The 18,696-nt window shown below is 70.8% G+C and carries 14 protein-coding genes; 9 read left to right on the top strand and 5 right to left on the bottom strand.

The genetic code is table 11. The features are described 5' to 3' along the window. Positions 1 to 44: 44 nt before the first annotated feature. On the bottom strand, positions 45 to 1,733 hold the full coding sequence (locus tag AC067Z_RS21935) for a BACON domain-containing protein (protein ID WP_478791244.1): 1,689 nt from the start codon (positions 1,731 to 1,733) through the stop codon (positions 45 to 47). Positions 1,734 to 1,914: 181 nt separating this feature from the next. Between AC067Z_RS21935 and radA the strand changes: the two genes are divergently transcribed. Both radA and disA read left to right on the top strand, forming a co-directional pair. Continuing rightward, positions 1,915 to 3,309 (top strand): DNA repair protein RadA, encoded by a 1,395-nt coding sequence (radA, locus tag AC067Z_RS21930; RefSeq protein WP_478791243.1) that lies wholly within the window; start codon positions 1,915 to 1,917, stop codon positions 3,307 to 3,309. 81 nt (positions 3,310 to 3,390) lie between these two features. Further along, positions 3,391 to 4,515 carry a DNA integrity scanning diadenylate cyclase DisA gene (disA, locus tag AC067Z_RS21925; RefSeq protein ID WP_478791242.1) on the top strand — a complete coding sequence of 375 codons (1,125 nt, stop codon included), beginning with the start codon at positions 3,391 to 3,393 and terminating at the stop codon, positions 4,513 to 4,515. A 74-nt stretch (positions 4,516 to 4,589) separates the two neighbouring features. On the opposite strand, the gene AC067Z_RS21920 is transcribed toward disA, so the two are convergent. After that, entirely contained in the window at positions 4,590 to 5,402 is an 813-nt protein-coding gene (locus tag AC067Z_RS21920) for a hypothetical protein (protein WP_478791241.1), read from the bottom strand. Between the two features lie 832 nt (positions 5,403 to 6,234). Between AC067Z_RS21920 and AC067Z_RS21915 the strand changes: the two genes are divergently transcribed. The 5 genes from AC067Z_RS21915 to cseC all read left to right on the top strand — a co-directional run bounded on the left by AC067Z_RS21915 (position 6,235) and on the right by cseC (position 10,686). Continuing rightward, positions 6,235 to 7,149, top strand: coding sequence for an HhH-GPD family protein (locus tag AC067Z_RS21915; RefSeq protein WP_478791240.1), 915 nt, complete (start codon positions 6,235 to 6,237; stop codon positions 7,147 to 7,149). A 169-nt stretch (positions 7,150 to 7,318) separates the two neighbouring features. Next, complete coding sequence (locus AC067Z_RS21910) at positions 7,319 to 7,891, top strand: SigE family RNA polymerase sigma factor (RefSeq protein ID WP_478791239.1); 573 nt, start codon at positions 7,319 to 7,321, stop codon at positions 7,889 to 7,891. Further along, positions 7,879 to 8,547, top strand: coding sequence for a hypothetical protein (locus tag AC067Z_RS21905; protein ID WP_478791238.1), 669 nt, complete (start codon positions 7,879 to 7,881; stop codon positions 8,545 to 8,547). The genes AC067Z_RS21910 and AC067Z_RS21905 overlap by 13 nt, the downstream gene beginning before the upstream one ends. An 80-nt stretch (positions 8,548 to 8,627) precedes the next feature. Further along, positions 8,628 to 9,332, top strand: coding sequence for a two-component system response regulator CseB (gene cseB / locus AC067Z_RS21900; RefSeq protein WP_478791237.1), 705 nt, complete (start codon positions 8,628 to 8,630; stop codon positions 9,330 to 9,332). Positions 9,333 to 9,369: 37 nt separating this feature from the next. Next, on the top strand, positions 9,370 to 10,686 hold the full coding sequence (cseC, locus tag AC067Z_RS21895) for a two-component system sensor histidine kinase CseC (protein WP_478791236.1): 1,317 nt from the start codon (positions 9,370 to 9,372) through the stop codon (positions 10,684 to 10,686). Positions 10,687 to 10,782: 96 nt separating this feature from the next. Here the strand turns inward: cseC and AC067Z_RS21890 are convergent, their stop codons facing one another. Further along, on the bottom strand, positions 10,783 to 12,402 hold the full coding sequence (locus AC067Z_RS21890) for an MDR family MFS transporter (protein WP_478791235.1): 1,620 nt from the start codon (positions 12,400 to 12,402) through the stop codon (positions 10,783 to 10,785). 111 nt (positions 12,403 to 12,513) lie between these two features. On the opposite strand from AC067Z_RS21890, the gene AC067Z_RS21885 reads away from it, so the two are divergent. Next, the gene (locus tag AC067Z_RS21885; protein ID WP_478791234.1) at positions 12,514 to 13,086 is read left to right on the top strand and encodes a TetR/AcrR family transcriptional regulator; all 573 of its coding nucleotides are present in this window, start codon (positions 12,514 to 12,516) and stop codon (positions 13,084 to 13,086) included. A 20-nt stretch (positions 13,087 to 13,106) separates the two neighbouring features. Here the strand turns inward: AC067Z_RS21885 and AC067Z_RS21880 are convergent, their stop codons facing one another. Next, the gene (locus AC067Z_RS21880; RefSeq protein ID WP_478791233.1) at positions 13,107 to 13,784 is read right to left on the bottom strand and encodes a M23 family metallopeptidase; all 678 of its coding nucleotides are present in this window, start codon (positions 13,782 to 13,784) and stop codon (positions 13,107 to 13,109) included. A gap of 543 nt (positions 13,785 to 14,327) precedes the next feature. Between AC067Z_RS21880 and dacB the strand changes: the two genes are divergently transcribed. After that, complete coding sequence (gene dacB, locus AC067Z_RS21875; RefSeq protein WP_478791232.1) at positions 14,328 to 15,947, top strand: D-alanyl-D-alanine carboxypeptidase/D-alanyl-D-alanine endopeptidase; 1,620 nt, start codon at positions 14,328 to 14,330, stop codon at positions 15,945 to 15,947. Positions 15,948 to 16,037: 90 nt separating this feature from the next. On the opposite strand, the gene AC067Z_RS21870 is transcribed toward dacB, so the two are convergent. Then, the gene (locus AC067Z_RS21870; protein WP_478791231.1) at positions 16,038 to 18,563 is read right to left on the bottom strand and encodes an ATP-dependent Clp protease ATP-binding subunit; all 2,526 of its coding nucleotides are present in this window, start codon (positions 18,561 to 18,563) and stop codon (positions 16,038 to 16,040) included. Positions 18,564 to 18,696: the final 133 nt, after the last annotated feature.

Here is an 18,696-nt window from a genome sequence, read left to right as displayed (position 1 = left end):
CGGGGCCGGGGTGGCGGACCGTTTCCGCCGGGTCGGGAACGGCGTCAGTCCGACGGCGGGGGCGTCGCCGGTTCGGACGGCGGTGTGGACCCCGGCTGTGACGGTGGAGGGTCGGAGGGCGGCGGACTCGACGGCGGCGGGTCCGTCGGGTCCGGCGAGGAAGGCGGAGGGCTCGACGGCGGCGGATCGGAGGGATCCGGCGAGGAAGGCGGAGGGCTCGACGGCGGAGTCGTCGGACCGGGGTCGTGCGAAGAGGGCGGCGGGCTTGCCGCTCCGCGGCCGTGGATCGCGATCACGGCGCCCGAGGGGTCGATGGCGAGCTGCGCCCGCCAGTACCCGGACGGCTCGAGCGAGCGGTCGACCGTGATGTACAGGGTGATCGTTTCGCCGGGGTTCAGCGTGCCGGAGGAGCGGGTCGGACGCAGCCAGTACGCGTCCGTCCACAGCGACCATGAGACCGGCGCGCCGCCGGACGCCGTGAGCGTGACGAGCGTCGTGTCACCGGCCGGCTGGGCCTCGACGGTGAGCCTGCCGGGCCCCCGCCCGGGAGCGGAGGGTGGTGCCGGGGTGCCCGTGCTGATCACCTCGACGGCGACATCGGGCGAATGCCGGCCCGCCGTGAAACGGGGGTCCGGCGTCGCGCTCGCGTTGCCCGCGTTCTCGTAGTGGCCGTACGGGTCGCCCTGGGCGGTCTCCTCGCCGGCGCTCGCGGACGGGCCGCGGTGCGCCTCGCCGGTCAGCGGCGCGCCCCGGTAGGCCGCCCACAGCGCGAGCACGGGGGCTGCCACCACCGTGGCCACGACCGTGGTGGTCACGGCACGGGCCCGCATCCGGTCCCGACGGGCGGCGTGGTCCTTCGGGTCGAGGGGAAAGCCGCCGGGGCCGAACCGGAGACCGCCGGACCGGGCGCGCGGGACGTGCAGCATCGCCACGTACGCGGCCGCTCGCGGCGCCTCCACCAGCGGCAGCGCGGCGGGGGAGACGCCGGACCCCGGCCACGGCCCGCCCGCACACTCTGCGGCACGGCGGCAGCGGGGGCAGTCGTCGACGTGGCGGACGAGCTCGCGGCGCAGCGCGGCGGAGAGCAGGACGCGGTTGTCGCCGGTGAGCCGGGCAACCGTCGGGCAGTTCCCGGTCTCGACGACGGCGAGCGCGGCGCGGGTGCGCTCGACCTCGCACGCGGCGGCGGCCAGCAGCTCGCGCGCGGCGGCGTGGCCGAGCCCGAGGACGGAGGCGACAGCGGCGGGGCCCAGGCCGTGACGCACGGCCAGTTCGAGCGCCTCGCGCTGCTCCGGGGTGGTGCCGGCGGCCTCGGGCCAGGCCAGCAGGGCCAGTTCGGCCCGTCGGCGCTCGGCGGCCTCGGGGGCGATGCGGCCCGCCCTTTCCTCGGCGGAGACGGCGGGTCTGCCGGTGTGGGCTCCCTGGCGCTTCCGGCGCTGCTCGGTCAGCCGCCGCAGACAGGCCCAGCGGGCGAGGGCGTACATCCAGGCCTTCTTCTCGGCCTCGCCCGACGGACATCGTCCGTGCTGCCGTTCGGCGATGGCGAGGACGTCACCGAGGACCGCCGTTGCCGCGTCGTGGTCGCACAGCACGGAGAGGCAGTAGGTGAACAGGCCGTCGAGGTACGGCTCGTAGCGCGCGGGCGGCCGCTCGGCCGGCGTACGCATCGGGCGGCGGTGCGCCCGGTGTGCGCCGGTTGTGTGGGTAGGAGGTTCCAGCCTGCTGCTCGTCACTCAGTGACCGTAGGCGCAGCACCACATCCCGTTCGCACCCCTTGAACACTTTTAATCCCTACGGGTGAACCGTTCCCTCAAAGGGGGAAAGAGGGTCGGATTCCGCGCGCCGGGCGCGAGCGCCTGCCGGGACGGGCGCCGTGCGGGCGGCTCTGTCAGTGACCCCGGCTACGGTTTGCGCATGGCTGCCCGTACGAAATCCGCGAAGGACCGGCCGTCCTACCGCTGCACCGAATGCGGCTGGACCACCGCGAAGTGGCTCGGCCGCTGCCCCGAGTGCCAGGCCTGGGGCACGGTCGAGGAGTACGGCGCACCCGCCGTCCGCACCACGGCCGCCGGCCGGGTCTCCACCGCCGCGCTGCCCATCGGCCAGGTGGACGGCCGGCAGGCGACCGCCCGCTCCACCGGCGTGGACGAGCTCGACCGCGTGCTCGGCGGCGGCCTGGTGCCCGGCGCCGTCGTGCTGCTCGCGGGCGAGCCCGGCGTCGGCAAGTCGACGCTGCTGCTCGACGTCGCGGCCAAGGCGGCGAGCGACGACCACCGCACGCTGTATGTGACGGGTGAGGAGTCCGCGAGCCAGGTCCGGCTGCGCGCCGACCGGATCAAGGCGCTGCACGACCACCTCTATCTCGCCGCCGAGACCGACCTGTCCGCGGTGCTCGGCCATCTGGACGCGGTCAAGCCGTCCCTGCTGATCCTCGACTCGGTGCAGACCGTGGCATCCCCCGAGATCGACGGCGCGCCCGGCGGCATGGCCCAGGTCCGCGAGGTCGCCGGCGCCCTGATCCGCGCCTCCAAGGAGCGCGGCATGTCCACACTGCTGGTCGGCCATGTGACGAAGGACGGCGCGATCGCCGGGCCCCGGCTGCTGGAGCACCTCGTCGACGTCGTGCTCAGTTTCGAGGGCGACCGGCACGCCCGCCTGCGTCTGGTCCGCGGCGTGAAGAACAGATACGGCGCGACCGACGAGGTCGGCTGTTTCGAGCTCCACGACGAGGGCATCACGGGCCTCGCCGACCCCTCGGGGCTGTTCCTCACCCGCCGCGCCGAGGCGGTCCCCGGCACCTGCCTCACGGTCACCCTCGAAGGCCGCCGCCCGCTCGTCGCCGAGGTGCAGGCGCTCACCGTCGACTCCCAGATCCCCTCGCCCCGGCGCACCACCTCGGGCCTGGAGACGTCGCGGGTGTCGATGATGCTGGCGGTCCTCGAGCAGCGCGGCAGGATCACCGCGCTCGGCAAGCGCGACATCTACAGCGCGACGGTCGGCGGGGTGAAGCTCTCCGAACCGGCCGCCGACCTCGCGATCGCGCTGGCGCTGGCCTCGGCGGCGAGCGACACACCGTTGCCGAAGAATCTCGTCGCGATCGGCGAGGTGGGCCTCGCGGGCGAGGTCAGGCGGGTCACGGGCGTCCAGCGCAGACTGGCCGAGGCACACCGTCTGGGCTTCACCCATGCCCTCGTCCCGTCCGACCCGGGCAAGATCCCGGCGGGCATGCGGGTCACGGAAGTGGCCGACATGGGGGACGCGCTTCGGGTGCTTCCGCGGGGCCGTGGAAAGGTCCCGGAGGGCTCGTAGGTCGTACGCCCCACGGGACGACGAGGCCCGCCGGTAGACTTTGCCCTGGTCTCGCCCACCCGTACGAGCCGGAGGAGTGCAGTGGCAGCCAAGGACGGGGCATCAGCACCCGGAAAATCCGGCGGAAGCACGGGCAACGAAGCGCTGATCCGTGCCGCCCTGAGCGCGGTCGCCCCGGGCACAGCCCTGCGCGACGGACTGGAGCGCATCCTCCGGGGAAACACCGGAGGACTGCTCGTCCTCGGCATGGACAAGACCGTCGAGTCGATGTGCACCGGCGGCTTCGTTCTCGACGTCGAGTTCGCCGCGACCCGCCTGCGCGAGCTGTGCAAGCTCGACGGCGCGCTCATCCTGGACAAGGACATTTCCAAGATCCACCGGGCGGGGGTGCAGCTGGTCCCCGACGCGTCCATCCCGACGGAGGAGACCGGCACCCGGCACCGCACCGCCGACCGGGTCTCGCGCCAGTGCGGTTTCCCCGTGGTGTCCGTGTCCCAGTCGATGCGGCTGATCGCGCTGTACGTGGACGGCGAGCGGCGCGTCCTGGAGGAGTCGGCGGCGATCCTGTCCCGCGCCAACCAGGCGCTGGCCACCCTGGAGCGGTACAAGCTGCGTCTCGACGAGGTCGCCGGCACGCTCTCGGCCCTGGAGATCGAGGACCTGGTCACGGTCCGCGACGTCACGGCCGTGGCGCAGCGCCTGGAGATGGTGCGCCGTATCGCCACCGAGATCGCCGAGTACGTGGTGGAGCTGGGCACCGACGGGCGCCTCCTGGCGCTCCAGCTCGACGAGCTGATCGCGGGCGTGGAGCCGGAGCGCGAGCTGGTCGTCCGCGACTACGTGCCGGAGCCGACAGCCAAGCGCTCGCGGACCGTGGACGAGGCGCTGGCCGAGCTGAACGCCCTCACCCACACCGAGCTCCTCGAACTGCCCATCGTGGCAAGGGCGCTGGGCTACAGCGGCTCCCCCGAGACGCTGGACTCCGCCGTCTCGCCCCGGGGTTACCGCCTGCTGGCCAAGGTGCCCCGGCTGCCGGGCGCGATCATCGAGCGGCTCGTCGAGCACTTCGGCGGGCTCCAGAAGCTGCTCGCCGCCAGTGTCGACGACCTGCAGGCCGTGGACGGTGTCGGCGAGGCGCGGGCGCGCAGCGTGCGCGAGGGCCTGTCGCGGCTCGCGGAGTCGTCGATCCTCGAGCGGTACGTCTGACCGCAGCCGCACGTAAACGCGTGGGGGGCTTCACGATCAGGTCGTGAAGCCCCCCCCACGCGTATGCCCTGCCGTCAGTCCTTCTCCAGCCGGAACGACGCCGGCAGCACCTTCCCACCCGGGAAGGACGCCTCGACCAGGTACGTGCCGGGTCCCGCGTCCCCCGCGGGCGGCGTCGCACACTGCGGCACGCTGCGCCCGCGGTCCCAGTCCACGGTGTGCGTGATCGTGCCCTTCGCGGGGACCTGCAGCAGCCGCGCCGGGGCCGTACGCGGACAGTCCTTGGAGGACCAGACGTCCTCGTCCTCGCTGTCGGTGACGGTGAAGACCGCCGCCTTGGGGCCGAAGTCCGCCTTGCACGCCGTGGCCGACGAGTTGGAGACAACGAGCTGGAACGAGGGCTTCTCGTCCGGCGCGTAGGACACCTTGGTGGTGCGCAACGTCAACTTCAGTGCACCGGGGGCGCAGTTCGGGAGGCTGGATCCGGCCGGGACAGGCCGGCCGGGAACGCCGCCCGTGCTGCCGCCGACACCACCCGCGGACGCGCCGTCGCCTTCGCCGCCGCCACCGTCCGCGCCGCCGTCCGCCGCGCCACCGGTGCCGCCGGAGTCCTCGCCCCCGCCACCGTCCGCGCCGCCGTCCGACTCGTCGCGCCCGCCCGGCTGTTGGCTGATCGCCGGGCCGGACTGATCCGGTCCGGGCGTGATGGAGGGGGCCGGGCCCTCGCCCTTGCCGTCCGTGCTGCCCTGGTTCCCCTCGCCGCCGCCGGACGTGACGGCCCAGGCGATCAGTACCGCGAGCAGCGCGACCAGCGACGCCGCTACTGCCCTCCGTCGCCAGTAGATGGAGGAGGGAAGCGGCCCGATCGGATTGCGCAGAGATCCCACGGAGCGAACTCTACGAGAGAACCCGGCCAACTCCCGCCCCACCCGCCGCCCTGAGCGCGAATCTCTGCCGATCATCATCCCGGGCTGAACCGGGCAAAGCCGAAGGAACGCCACCGGGAGGCTCCATCAACGGCCCTTCCCGTCCGCCGATTTCATCGAGGACGACTCGGGCCGTCGCACAGGGTGACCGATTCGACGGAGTTGATACGGAACGTAACCATGGCGACATTACGCGCGATCTCACCGCGGCATCAATGGAGTCCACCCATCGCACACCCTCCTGGGCGCGGCATCTCACCGAACTCCGGGCCGAGACTGGGCTGTTGTGCCGCGGCACACCGCTCGCCGTCGTCCGGCGAGGGACCGGAAGCGGAGGTCCACGGGCCGCGGCAACGGACGTCGACCGCACCTTCGGCATCGGAGGGCCCGCGTGGTCATCGCCGGCGAGCGCCCGGTCCCGTGGACCCGCGTCGTCCTGCCGGCCGCGCCGACGGCAGTGCCTACGGCGGTGCCGAGACCGGTCCTGACTGCGTGCTCCCGGTCTTCGCCGGAGTGCACACCGTCGACCCGACGTGCCCGCGGGACCGACGGGACCGGGACCGTCGACCCGACGTGCCGGCGGCCAGGCGCCGCGGGCTGCGGGCTGCGGGCTGCGCCCCCAGGGGGCGCGCCGCCTGGCCGCCGGTCCGATTCGCCGGTCCGGACCGCCGGTCCGGGCCGCGGCCGAGAGACGGCCGAGAGGCCGCACGTCCCGGCGGACGGGTGGTGCATACGCCCCGGGCCGGGCGTATGCAGCACCCGTCCGCCGGGACGTGCCAGGATCGTCAGTGCCATGACTGTCACTCACAATTCCCAGACGCCCGACACCGTCGACCCCGCCGCCCTGCACAGGCCCGTCATCGCCTGGTTCGACCAGCACGCCCGTGATCTGCCCTGGCGTCGTCCCGAGGCCGGGGCATGGGGCGTGATGGTCAGCGAGTTCATGCTGCAGCAGACACCCGTCTCCCGGGTCCTGCCCGTGTACGAACAGTGGATGGCCCGCTGGCCGCGCCCCGCCGACCTCGCGACCGAGGCCCCGGGCGAGGCCGTACGTGCCTGGGGCCGGCTCGGCTACCCGCGCCGTGCGCTGCGCCTGCACGGCGCCGCGCAGGCGATAGCGGAGCGGCACGGCGGCGAGGTGCCGAGCGGCCATGCGCAGCTGCTGGCGCTGCCGGGCATCGGCGAGTACACGGCGGCGGCCGTGGCCTCCTTCGCGTACGGACAGCGGCACGCCGTCCTGGACACGAACGTGCGGCGGGTGTTCGCCCGCGCGGCGACCGGTGTCCAGTACCCGCCGAACGCGACCACGGCCGCCGAGCGCAGGCTCGCCCGCGCCCTTCTGCCCGAGGAGGACGAGACCGCGGCCCGCTGGGCCGCGGCGTCCATGGAGCTCGGCGCCCTGGTGTGCACGGCCAGGAACGAGGACTGCGGCCGCTGTCCGATCGCCGAGCAGTGCACCTGGCGGCTGGCGGGCAAGCCGGCTCACGAGGGCCCGGCTCGCCGCGCCCAGACGTACGCCGGCACGGACCGTCAGGTGCGGGGCAGGCTGCTGGCCGTACTGCGGGAGGCATCGGCGCCGGTGCCGCAGTCGGTGCTGGACGGTGTCTGGCACGAGCCGGTGCAGCGGGCCCGTGCCCTGGACGGGTTGGTCGCCGACGGGCTCGTCGAGCCGCTGGAGGGCGGGCTGTACCGCCTCCCTCTCGGCTGAATCGCCCCCCTTACCCACGTTCCACCCCACCTGAAACATTCGCTGTTACACAACCGATGGATGGCCGTGCGCCGTCCGACGGCTGCTCCGCACAGCGCCGTGACAACACCTCCGTAATTTCTTGTGACGCAAGAACACACGGGGTTTCACGGGGACGGAGGCGGTTGGAATGGCGCACGGCGAGGTGCTCGAATTCGAGGAGTACGTACGCACTCGGCAGGAGGCGCTACTGCGCAGCGCGCGCCGTCTCGTCCCCGATCCTGTCGATGCCCAGGACCTCCTGCAGACCGCTCTGGTGCGCACCTACGGCCGCTGGGACGGAATCGCGGACAAGTCGCTCGCGGACGCGTACCTTCGCCGCGTGATGATCAATACGCGCACCGAGTGGTGGCGTGCCCGCAAGCTCGAAGAGGTCCCCACCGAGCAGCTGCCCGACGCGAGCGTCGACGACGGCAGCGAGCAGCGCGCGGACCGTGCCCTGCTGATGGACGTCCTCAAGGTGCTGGCGCCCAAGCAGCGCAGCGTCGTCGTGCTGCGGCACTGGGAGCAGATGAGCACCGAGGAGACCGCCGCCGCGCTGGGTATGTCGGCGGGTACCGTGAAGAGCACGCTGCACCGGGCGCTCGCGCGGCTCCGCCAGGAGCTGGAGTCGCGGGACCTGGACGCCCGCGCTCTGGAGCGCGACGAAGCGCGGCGACCCCACCGGCACGGCGAACGGGAGCAGGAGCGGTGCGCGGCCTGACAGGCAGAAACGGCAGCAGGGCACTGGCGGCGGGCAGCACGGCGACGGCCGGGCTGGTCGCCTTCGCCGTGTTCGCCGTCGGCTGCTCCACCGGGGGCTCCGGGTTGCAGGACGAGGGGGCGGCGCCGGCGGACACCGCGGCGAAGGCCACCCCTTCGCCGGCCCCGTCCGGGAGCGGCGGACAGTTCACGAAGGCCGTCGACGCGGTGCAGCTGATCAAGAACGACCCGAAGGTCAGCGACCGGGTCAAGGCCGATCTGCGGCCGTGCGCCCGCGACTCGTACCCGGTGGACACCTCGTACGGGATCCTCACCGGCAGCACGACGCCCGACGTCGTGGTGAACGTCATGACCTGTGGTGATGCCGTCGGCATGGGCACGTATGTGTACCGGGAGAACGGCAAGAAGTACGAGAACGTCTTCGCCGTCGAGGAGCCCGCGGTGTACTCGGCGATCGACCGGGGCGACCTGGTGGTCACCAAGCAGGTGTACGCCAAGGGCGATCCGGTGGCCGAGCCGTCCGGCGAGGAAGTCACCACCTACCGCTGGTCGGCCGGGAAGTTCACCCAGCAGTTCTGGGTGCGCAACGAGTACAGCCGGTCGGTCGGCGAAGGGGAGGTCGTCGCCTCCGAGGCCCCCTCCCCCACCGACAACTGACCGACCGACACCCACCGACCGACCGACACCCGACCCGACCGTGCAAGTACGACCGAGAACGAGAGGCTGAGAGCCGAGGGATGGCCGAGACCCATGTTCTGTTCGTCGAGGACGACGATGTCATCCGTGAAGCGACCCAGCTGGCGCTGGAACGCGACGGCTTCACGGTCACGGCCATGCCCGACGGCCTCCAGGGCCTGGAGGCGTTCCGCGCCGACCGCCCGGACATCGCGCTGCTGGACGTGATGGTCCCCGGCCTCGACGGCGTGAGCCTGTGCCGCCGGATCCGCGACGAGTCGACCGTGCCAGTGATCATGCTCTCGGCGCGTGCGGACTCGATCGACGTGGTGCTCGGCCTGGAGGCCGGCGCCGACGACTACGTGACCAAGCCCTTCGACGGGGCGGTGCTCGTCGCCCGTATCCGCGCCGTGCTGCGCCGGTTCGGCCACGCGGGGGGCCCGGCACGCGAGTCGGCCGCGGCCGGGCAGGACGACCAGGGTGGCGAGCTGGTCTTCGGCGACCTGGAGATCGACACCGACGGCATGGAGGTGCGCAGGAGCGGCAAACCGGTGGGCCTGACTCCCACCGAGATGCGGCTGCTGCTGGAGTTCTCGGCGGCACCGGGCACGGTTCTCTCGCGCGACAAGCTGCTGGAGCGGGTCTGGGACTACGGCTGGGGTGGCGACACCCGCGTCGTGGACGTCCACGTGCAGCGGCTGCGCACGAAGATCGGCCAGGACCGGATCGAAACAGTCCGCGGCTTCGGCTACAAGCTCAAGGCGTGAGCGCACACGGTATGAGAGCGGAATGGGACCCCACCGCATGAGGCGCCCCGCCCTTCGCACCGGCGTGCGGTGGAAGATCAGCATCGCGATCGCCGCCGTCGGCGCGCTCATCGCCATGGCGCTGAGCCTCGTCGTCCACAACGCAGCCCGCGTCTCGATGCTCGACAACGCCCGCGACGTCCAGATGGACCGGATTCTGCTCGCCCAGCGCTGGTACGAGACCTCCAAGAACCGTGACCCCCGCTTCAACAGCAAGATCAACGACCCGGCCCTCCCCGACGAGCTGCAGAAGCTGATGCGGGAGGACCGGCGGGGCTCCTACGTCGACGACCGGGGCGAGACGCCCGAGATCTGGGCCGCCGTCCCGCTCGCCAACGGCGACGTGCTCTCGTTGCACACCGAGTTCGCCGGCCGCAGCGCCACCGTGATGAAGGACCTCGACCGGGCCCTGATCATCGGGTCCGTGTCGGTCGTGCTGTTCGGCTCCGCGCTCGGCGTGCTCATCGGCGGCCAGCTCTCGCGCCGCCTGCGCAAGGCAGCCGCCGCCGCGCGCAATGTGGCGCAGGGCAACACGGAGGCCAGGGTCCGGGACTCCATCGGCGGAGTCGTACGCGACGAGACCGACGATCTGGCTCGCGCGATCGACGCACTGACCGACGCGCTGCAGTCCCGCATCGAGGCCGAGCGCAGGGTCACGGCGGACATCGCGCACGAATTGCGGACCCCGGTGACCGGTCTGCTCACGGCTGCGGAGCTGCTGCCGCCGGGGCGCCCCACCGAGCTGGTGCGGGACCGGGCGCAGGCCATGCGCACGCTGGTCGAGGACGTGCTGGAGGTCGCGAGGCTGGACAGCGCGTCGGAGCGGGCCGAGCTGCAGGAGATCCAGCTCGGGGAGTTCGTCGGGCGCCGTGTCGCCTCGCTGCACCCCGACGCGCAGATCCATGTCGTCCACGAGTCGTGGGTCAGCACCGACCCCCGGCGGCTGGAACGCATCCTGGGGAACCTGCTCACCAACGCGATGAAGTACGGCAAGGGCCCGATCGAAGTCACCGTCGAGGGCCGTGTGGTGCGCGTTCGGGACCACGGGTCCGGTTTCCCTGAGGCGCTGCTGCGCGAGGGGCCGAGCCGCTTCCGCACGGGCGCGAGCGACCGGGCCGGGACGGGTCACGGTCTGGGGCTGACGATCGCCGCGGGGCAGGCCCGGGTGCTGGGGGCGAGGCTCACATTCCGCAATGCCGCGCCGGGGGGTGCGACACCGCTCGGGTCGTCCGGCGGGGCGATCGCGGTTCTCTGGCTCCCCGAGCACGCGCCGACGAGCACGGGCAGCTTCCCGATGCTTCCGCTGAAGGACTGACGGCTGAAGTACTGACGGCCAGGAGGGTACGGCCGCGGCGGGCATGCCGATGGCCCGGCAGCCTGCGCCGGGCCATCGGTCCGTACCCGCTGTCGATCAGACCCGCTCGGCGAGCCTGTCCTTGTCCTGGGAGCCGGTCTCGGCCGGGTCTGCGGGAGTGCCCTTGTCCGTCGCGGTGGCCGGTCCCGCGCCCCGCAGCGGCACCTCCTTGACGAAGAAGGCGGCCAGCAGTCCGATCACCGCGACGGAGCCGGCGACCAGGAACGCGGCGTGCGTGCCGGAAGCGACGGCGAACTCGTACGCCTCCCGCACCGGGTCCGGCAGCTTCGCGAGGCTGGCCGCGTCCAGCTGGGCGGAGCCCGCGGTGGCCTGTGCACCGTCGCGGGCGGCCATCTCGTCCTGCACGCGGCTGGTGAAAAGCGCTCCCATGATGGCGACGCCGAAGGAACTGCCGAGGGTGCGGAAGAGGGTGGTCGCGGACGACGCGACACCCATGTCCTTCATCTCCACGCTGTTCTGGGCGACGAGCATGGTGATCTGCATCAGGAAGCCCATGCCCGCGCCGAGGACGGCCATGTGGATGCCGGCGGTCAGCCGCGAGGTGGCGGTGTCCATGGTGGCCAGCAGGAACAGTCCGGCCACCATCAGGGCGCCGCCGACGATGGGGAAGATGCGGTACTTCCCGGTGTTCGTGGTGACGCGGCCGGCCACCATCGAGACGGCGAGCATGGACAGCAGCAGCGGCAGGAGGAGCAGTCCGGAATTGGTCGCCGAGGCGCCCTGGACGGACTGCTGGAACAGCGGCAGGAAGAGCACCGCGCCGAACATCACGAAGCCGGTGAAGAAGCCGATCACGGACATCAGGCTGAAGTTGCGACTGCGGAAGATGTGCAGCGGCATGATCGGCTCGACGGCCCTGGCCTCGACGAACAGGAAGCCGACGAGCGAGGCGACACCGATCGCGGCCAGCTCCATGATCACAGTCGAGTCCCAGGCGTACTCCGTACCGCCCCAGGTGGTGACCAGCACGATCGCGGTGATGCCGACCGTGAGCAGGGCGGCACCCAGGTAGTCGATCCGGGCCGAGCTGCGTTCCTTCTTCGGCAGGTGGAGCACGGCGGTGACCATGGCGAGGGCGACCGCGCCGAGCGGCAGATTTATGTAGAAGCTCCAGCGCCAGCCGAGGTGGTCGGTGATGGTGCCGCCGACCAGCGGTCCGCCGATCATGGCGACCGCCATGACGCCCGCCATCATGCCCTGGTACCTGCCGCGCTCACGTGGCGGCACGAGGTCGCCGATGATCGCCATCACGCCGACCATGAGTCCGCCGGCCCCTAGGCCCTGTATCGCGCGGAAACCGATCAGCTGCCCCATGTCCTGGGCCATGCCGCTGAGCACGGAGCCGATCAGGAAGATCACGATGGAGAGGAGGAAGACGCCCTTGCGGCCGTAGAGGTCGCCGAGCTTGCCCCAGATCGGGGTCGACGCGGCCGTCGCCAGGGTGTACGCGGTCACCACCCAGGACAGATGTTCCAGCCCGCCGAGCTCGCCGACGATGGTGGGCATCGCGGTGCCCACGATCATGTTGTCGAGCATGGCCAGCAGCATGGTGATCATCAGCGCGAACATCACGACGCGCACGCTGCGCTCCGGCCGCTCGCCGCTCCCCGCGTCCGCCGCGGCCGGTGGGACCGCCTGTTCTTTCGTGTCCGCCATCGCTCCCGCTCCCCTGACACTTACTTGCCGCCCGGCTAGTTACTACACTGGGGGACGGTAGACCCGAAACTAGCCGGGCGTCAAGTAAGTTTTTCGAGCGGAGACAGCAGCATGGGCAGCACACGGCAGCCGCGCCGGAGCAACACCCGCCAGCGCATCCAGGACGTGGCCCTGGAGCTGTTCGCCGAGCAGGGATACGAGAAGACCTCGCTGCGCGAGATCGCCGAGACCCTCGACGTCACCAAGGCCGCGCTGTACTACCACTTCAAGACCAAGGAAGACATCCTGATCAGCCTCTTCCAGGACCTGACGAGGCCGATGGACGAGCTGATCGCCTGGGCGCAGGAACAGCCGCGCACCCTGGAGACCAAGAAGGAAGTGCTGCGGCGCTACAACGATGCGCTGACGCAGGCAGCCCCGCTGTTCCGCTTCATGCAGGAGAACCAGGCGACGATGCGGGAGCTGAGTATCGGGGAGTCCTTCAAGGACCGCATGATCGCGATGCTCGCACTCTTCAGGGACCCCGACGCGGAGATGATCGACCAGGTCCGCTGCGTCTCGGCACTGTTCACGCTGCACGCGGCGATGTACGCGCTGAGAGACCTCGAGGGCGACCCCGAGGAGAAGCGTGCTGCTGTCCTCGAGGTCGCCCTCGATCTGATCACCCAGGCGCATCACGCCTGAGCCGTCGGCTCAGGGGTGCGTCAGAGAGTGACGCCGGCGGAGCGCAGGAACGACATCGGGTTCAGCGCGGAGCCGTAGTTCGGGGTGGTGCGGATCTCGAAGTGCAGGTGCGGGCCGGACGAGTTGCCGGTGTTGCCGGACTTCGCGATCGTCTGGCCGGCCTTCACGGTCGAGCCGACGTTGACGTTGACCTTCGACAGGTGCGCGTACTGCGAGTACTTGCCGTTGGCGTGCTTGACCACGATGGCGTTGCCGTACGCGGGACCGTCGCCGCCGCCGTTGGGGCCGGCCTTGACGACGGTGCCGGAGCCGGCGGCCTTGACCGGGGTGCCGACCGGCACGGCGAAGTCCTGGCCGGAGTGCTTGTGCGACCACATGGCGCCACCCTGGGCGAAGCTGGCGCTCAGCGTGTACTTGGCGACCGGCTTGACCCACGCCGGGGACTTCTTGGCGGCCTTCTTCACGGTCTTCTTGGCGGCCTTGGCCTTCGCCTTCGCGGCGACCTTGGCCTGCGCGTCGGCCTGGGCGGCCACGGCAGTGGCCGCGGTGGCCGGCTGGGCCGCCTTGCCCGCATCTGCGGAGGCGACACCCGCACCGGCTCCGACGACCATCACGGCGCCCATTCCGGCGGCCACGACAGCCCCACGGGTACGGAGCGCGGACGGGCGGAGACGGTGGATCATGGTGCGCTTCGACATACGGGAGAACCTCCGGGCATGAATGGACCCGGCTGCTCGCCGGGCTGGCTCCACATTGGTAACCCGGGGCCCCAAGCCACCCCAAATGCCCCATCTACGACATCAGGTCGTAGCCGAACCTCCAGGAATCGGACTCTTGACGCCCTCGCCACACCGTCGACGGGTCGCCGAAAAGGGGCCGACATATACCCACTCAGCCCGGTTTAATCCCATGTCCGTGCCCTGCCCGGGCGACATCCGCCCCGCAGCGTCCACATCGGACGCCCCGAGGGGCGAAGGTCCCCCGCCCCGGTGGACCGAAGGCCCCGCCGACCGGACCTCCACCGCACTATTCCGTCTAGTAGGTCCGATTCGTCCTGTGCGCCTTGTCACGGGCAGGGGCCTCCCAGCACCCCCGAGTCGTGACCCAGACCACGTCACGACGGCTGTCACGAGATGCGAAAAAGGCCGGTAATCAGGCGTTTTGTCGTGACCGGGGCCACACGACGGGGGGTCGTGAGGCGTCCTTCCGGCGCGGTGGTGCTTGCGGGATCCTGCGGTGCCATGAGCAGACCCGTGAACCCCGTGCCTCCCGCGCATTCCGTGAGCCGCCGCCGCACCTGGCGCCGCGGCTGGATATGGACCGTCGTCGCCGGACTCGCCTGCACTCTCACCCTCAGCTCCCCCGCCGGAGCCGGCCCCTCGGCCACCGGCATCGAGGGCGCGATCGACACGATCCTGGCCGACGCCCGCTTGGACGGCGGAGCCGCAGGCGTCGTGATCGCCGACGCCACCACCGGCGAGCGCCTCTACCGGCGTGACCCGTCCGACCGCCTCATGCCAGCCTCCAACACCAAGATCGCCACATCCGTGGCCGCCATGGCCCTGCTCGGCCCGGAGCACCGCTACACCACCGACGTCCTGGCCACCGGCCACCGCCTGGGCTCCACGCTCTTCGGCGACCTGTACCTGCGCGGCAGCGGCGACCCGACGACGCTCGCGTCGGACTACGACCGGCTCGCCGCCGATCTCGCCGCGTCCGGCATCACGCGCGTCACGGGCCGCCTCGTCGCCGACGACACCCGCTTCGACGACCAGCGCCTCGGCCGTTCCTGGGCCGCGGACGACGAGTCCTCGTACTACTCGGCGCAGATCTCCGCACTCACGGTCGCACCGGACACGGACTACGACTCCGGCACCGTCGTCGTCGAGGCGCTCCCGGGCGCGCGCCCGGGAGACCGGCCCCGGGTGAAGCTGACCCCGCCGAACGACTACGTACGCCTCGACATCCGAGGCACGACGGTCGAGGAGGGCCGGCCGGACACGCTCGCCGTCGACCGCCGTCACGGCACCAACACGATCACCATCAGCGGTGACATCCCGGTGGGCGCGAGCGCCACCAAGGAATGGATCACCGTCTGGGAGCCCACCGGCTACGCCGCCTCCGTCTTCGCGGACGCGCTGGCGGACCACGGCGTACGGGTCGTGGGCAGTCCGCGTCTGGGCCGCCCGACACCCGCGGGTGCGAAGACGCTCGCCACGCACCGCTCCATGCCGCTCAAGGAGCTGATGCACCCGTTCATGAAGCTCTCCAACAACATGCACGCGGAGGCGCTCACCAAGACCATCGGGCACAAAAGCTCCGGACGCGGCACCTGGGACGCGGGCCTCTCGGCCATCAGCGCCTATCTGGAGAAGGAAGGCGTCCGGACCGGGTCACTGCGCCAGGCCGACGGTTCCGGCCTGTCCCGGATGAACCTCTTCCCCGCCGAGGAGCTCGCCACCCTGCTGCTCGCCGTGCGCGACGCGCCCTGGTACGCCGACTGGTACGACTCCCTGCCGGTCGCCTGCGCCTCCGACCGCGCGATAGGCGGCACGCTGCGCACCCGTATGTGCGCCACACCGGCCGCATTGAACGCCCGCGGCAAGACCGGGTCGCTGACCGGCGCCTCCGCCCTGTCCGGCTACGTCACGGACGCGGGCGGCCGTGAACTCGTCTACAGCGTGGTCCTCAACAACTACCTCGCGTCCTCGGTGAAGAGCATCGAGGACGCGATCGTGGTGACACTTGCCTCCTCCGACACCTCGAAGGGGACGGTCGTGCCCGCAGCGCCGCGCACCGCCCGGAGTACGGCTCCTGCGGCCGATCTCGAATGCTCCTGGCAGAAGCCGGCGAGCTGTTGACCGACCTCCAGGCACACGAAAAGGGCTGAGCCCCGGACCCTCAGGTCCGGGGCTCAGCCCTTTTCTCACGTCACACGACCCGCAGGGCCGTCACGCGTCCTTCGACAGGTTCGGTCCGGTACCACCGGCCGCCTGCTCGATCGGTGGGACGTCCGGCAGCGCCGACTTCTCCTCGCCGCGGAAGGTGAACTTCTTCTCCTCACCCTCGCCCTCGGTGTCCACGACCACGATGTGACCGGGGCGCAGCTCGCCGAAGAGGATCTTCTCCGACAGGATGTCCTCGATCTCGCGCTGGATCGTCCGGCGCAGCGGCCGGGCGCCCAGGACCGGGTCGTAGCCCTTCTTCGCGAGGAGCGACTTGGCCGTGGGGCTGAGCTCGATGCCCATGTCACGGTCCTTCAGGCGCTCGTCCACCTTGGCGATCATCAGGTCGACGATCTGGATGATGTCTTCCTCGGTGAGCTGGTGGAAGACCACCGTGTCATCGACACGGTTGAGGAACTCGGGCCGGAAGTGCTGCTTGAGCTCTTCGTTGACCTTGACCTTCATCCGCTCGTAGTTCGACTTGACGTCGCCCTGGGCGGCGAAGCCCAGGTTGAAGCCCTTGGAGATGTCCCGGGTCCCGAGGTTGGTCGTCATGATGATGACCGTGTTCTTGAAGTCCACGACGCGGCCCTGGGAGTCGGTCAGACGACCGTCCTCCAGGATCTGCAGCAGGGAATTGAAGATATCGGGGTGGGCCTTCTCGACCTCGTCGAACAGGACAACGGAGAACGGCTTCCGGCGCACCTTCTCGGTGAGCTGGCCGCCCTCTTCGTAACCCACGTATCCGGGGGGCGAACCGAAGAGACGGGAAACCGTGTGCTTCTCGCTGAACTCCGACATGTCGAGGGAGATCAGCGCGTCCTCGTCGCCGAAGAGGAATTCGGCGAGCGTCTTGGAGAGCTCGGTCTTACCGACACCCGAGGGGCCGGCGAAGATGAACGAACCACCGGGGCGCTTCGGGTCCTTCAGACCGGCTCGCGTACGCCGGATGGCCTGCGAGAGGGCCTTGATGGCGTCCTTCTGCCCGATGACGCGCTTGTGCAGCTCGTCCTCCATGCGCAGCAGACGCGAGGACTCCTCCTCGGTCAGCTTGAAGACCGGGATGCCGGTGGCGGTCGCGAGGACCTCGGCGATCAGCTCGCCGTCGACCTCGGCGACGACGTCCATGTCGCCGGCCTTCCACTCCTTCTCCCGCTTGGCCTTCGCCGCCAGCAGCTGCTTCTCCTTGTCGCGGAGAGAAGCTGCCTTCTCGAAGTCCTGGGAGTCGATCGCGGACTCCTTGTCCCGGCGGACACCGGCGATCTTCTCGTCGAACTCGCGCAGGTCCGGCGGCGCGGTCATCCGGCGGATACGCATCCGGGAACCGGCCTCGTCGATCAGGTCGATCGCCTTGTCCGGCAGGAAGCGGTCCGAGATGTACCGGTCGGCCAGGGTGGCGGCCTGGACCAGTGCCTCGTCCGTGATGGAGACCCGGTGGTGGGCCTCGTAGCGGTCGCGCAGACCCTTGAGGATCTCGATGGTGTGCGGCAGCGACGGCTCCGCGACCTGGATGGGCTGGAAGCGGCGTTCGAGCGCGGCGTCCTTCTCCAGGTGCTTGCGGTACTCGTCGAGCGTGGTGGCGCCGATGGTCTGCAGCTCACCACGCGCCAGCATCGGCTTGAGGATGCTCGCGGCGTCGATCGCGCCCTCGGCCGCGCCCGCACCCACCAGGGTGTGGAGCTCGTCGATGAACAGGATGATGTCGCCGCGGGTGCGGATCTCCTTGAGGACCTTCTTCAGGCGCTCCTCGAAGTCACCGCGGTAGCGGGAGCCGGCGACGAGCGCACCGAGGTCGAGGGTGTAGAGGTGCTTGTCCTTGAGGGTCTCGGGCACCTCGCCCTTGACGATGGCCTGCGCCAGGCCCTCGACGACCGCCGTCTTGCCGACGCCGGGCTCGCCGATGAGCACGGGGTTGTTCTTGGTACGGCGGGACAGCACCTGCATGACCCGCTCGATCTCCTTCTCGCGCCCGATGACCGGGTCGAGCTTGGACTCACGAGCGGCCTGGGTGAGATTCCGGCCGAACTGGTCGAGGACGAGGGAGGTCGAGGGCGTGCCCTCGGCCGGGCCGCCTGCCGTGGCGGCCTCCTTGCCCTGGTAACCGGAGAGCAGCTGGATGACCTGCTGCCGCACCCGGTTGAGATCGGCGCCCAGCTTCACGAGGACCTGGGCGGCGACGCCCTCGCCCTCGCGGATCAGGCCGAGCAGGATGTGCTCGGTGCCGATGTAGTTGTGGCCCAGCTGAAGAGCCTCCCGGAGCGACAGCTCCAGGACCTTCTTGGCACGGGGCGTGAAGGGGATGTGGCCGGAGGGGGCCTGCTGGCCCTGGCCGATGATCTCCTCCACCTGCTGGCGGACCGCCTCGAGCGAAATCCCGAGGCTCTCCAGGGCCTTAGCGGCGACACCCTCACCCTCGTGGATAAGGCCCAGGAGGATGTGCTCGGTGCCGATGTAGTTGTGGTTGAGCATCCGGGCTTCTTCCTGAGCCAGGACGACAACCCGCCGCGCGCGGTCGGTGAACCTCTCGAACATCGTTAATCGCTCCTCAGAGCGGTCAGGCAGTAAGGGGTCGGTCCCCTCCCTGTCCTTCCGCAGCTTAGTCCCGCAAGCGGGGACCGCTCATTCCAACTGCCGACACCCGTCTGTGGCCTCCTGACCCCTGAAC

The sequence above is a fragment of the Streptomyces sp. NPDC043812 genome, assembly GCF_056436245.1.
This window is presented reverse-complemented; position numbering and strand designations above follow the sequence as displayed.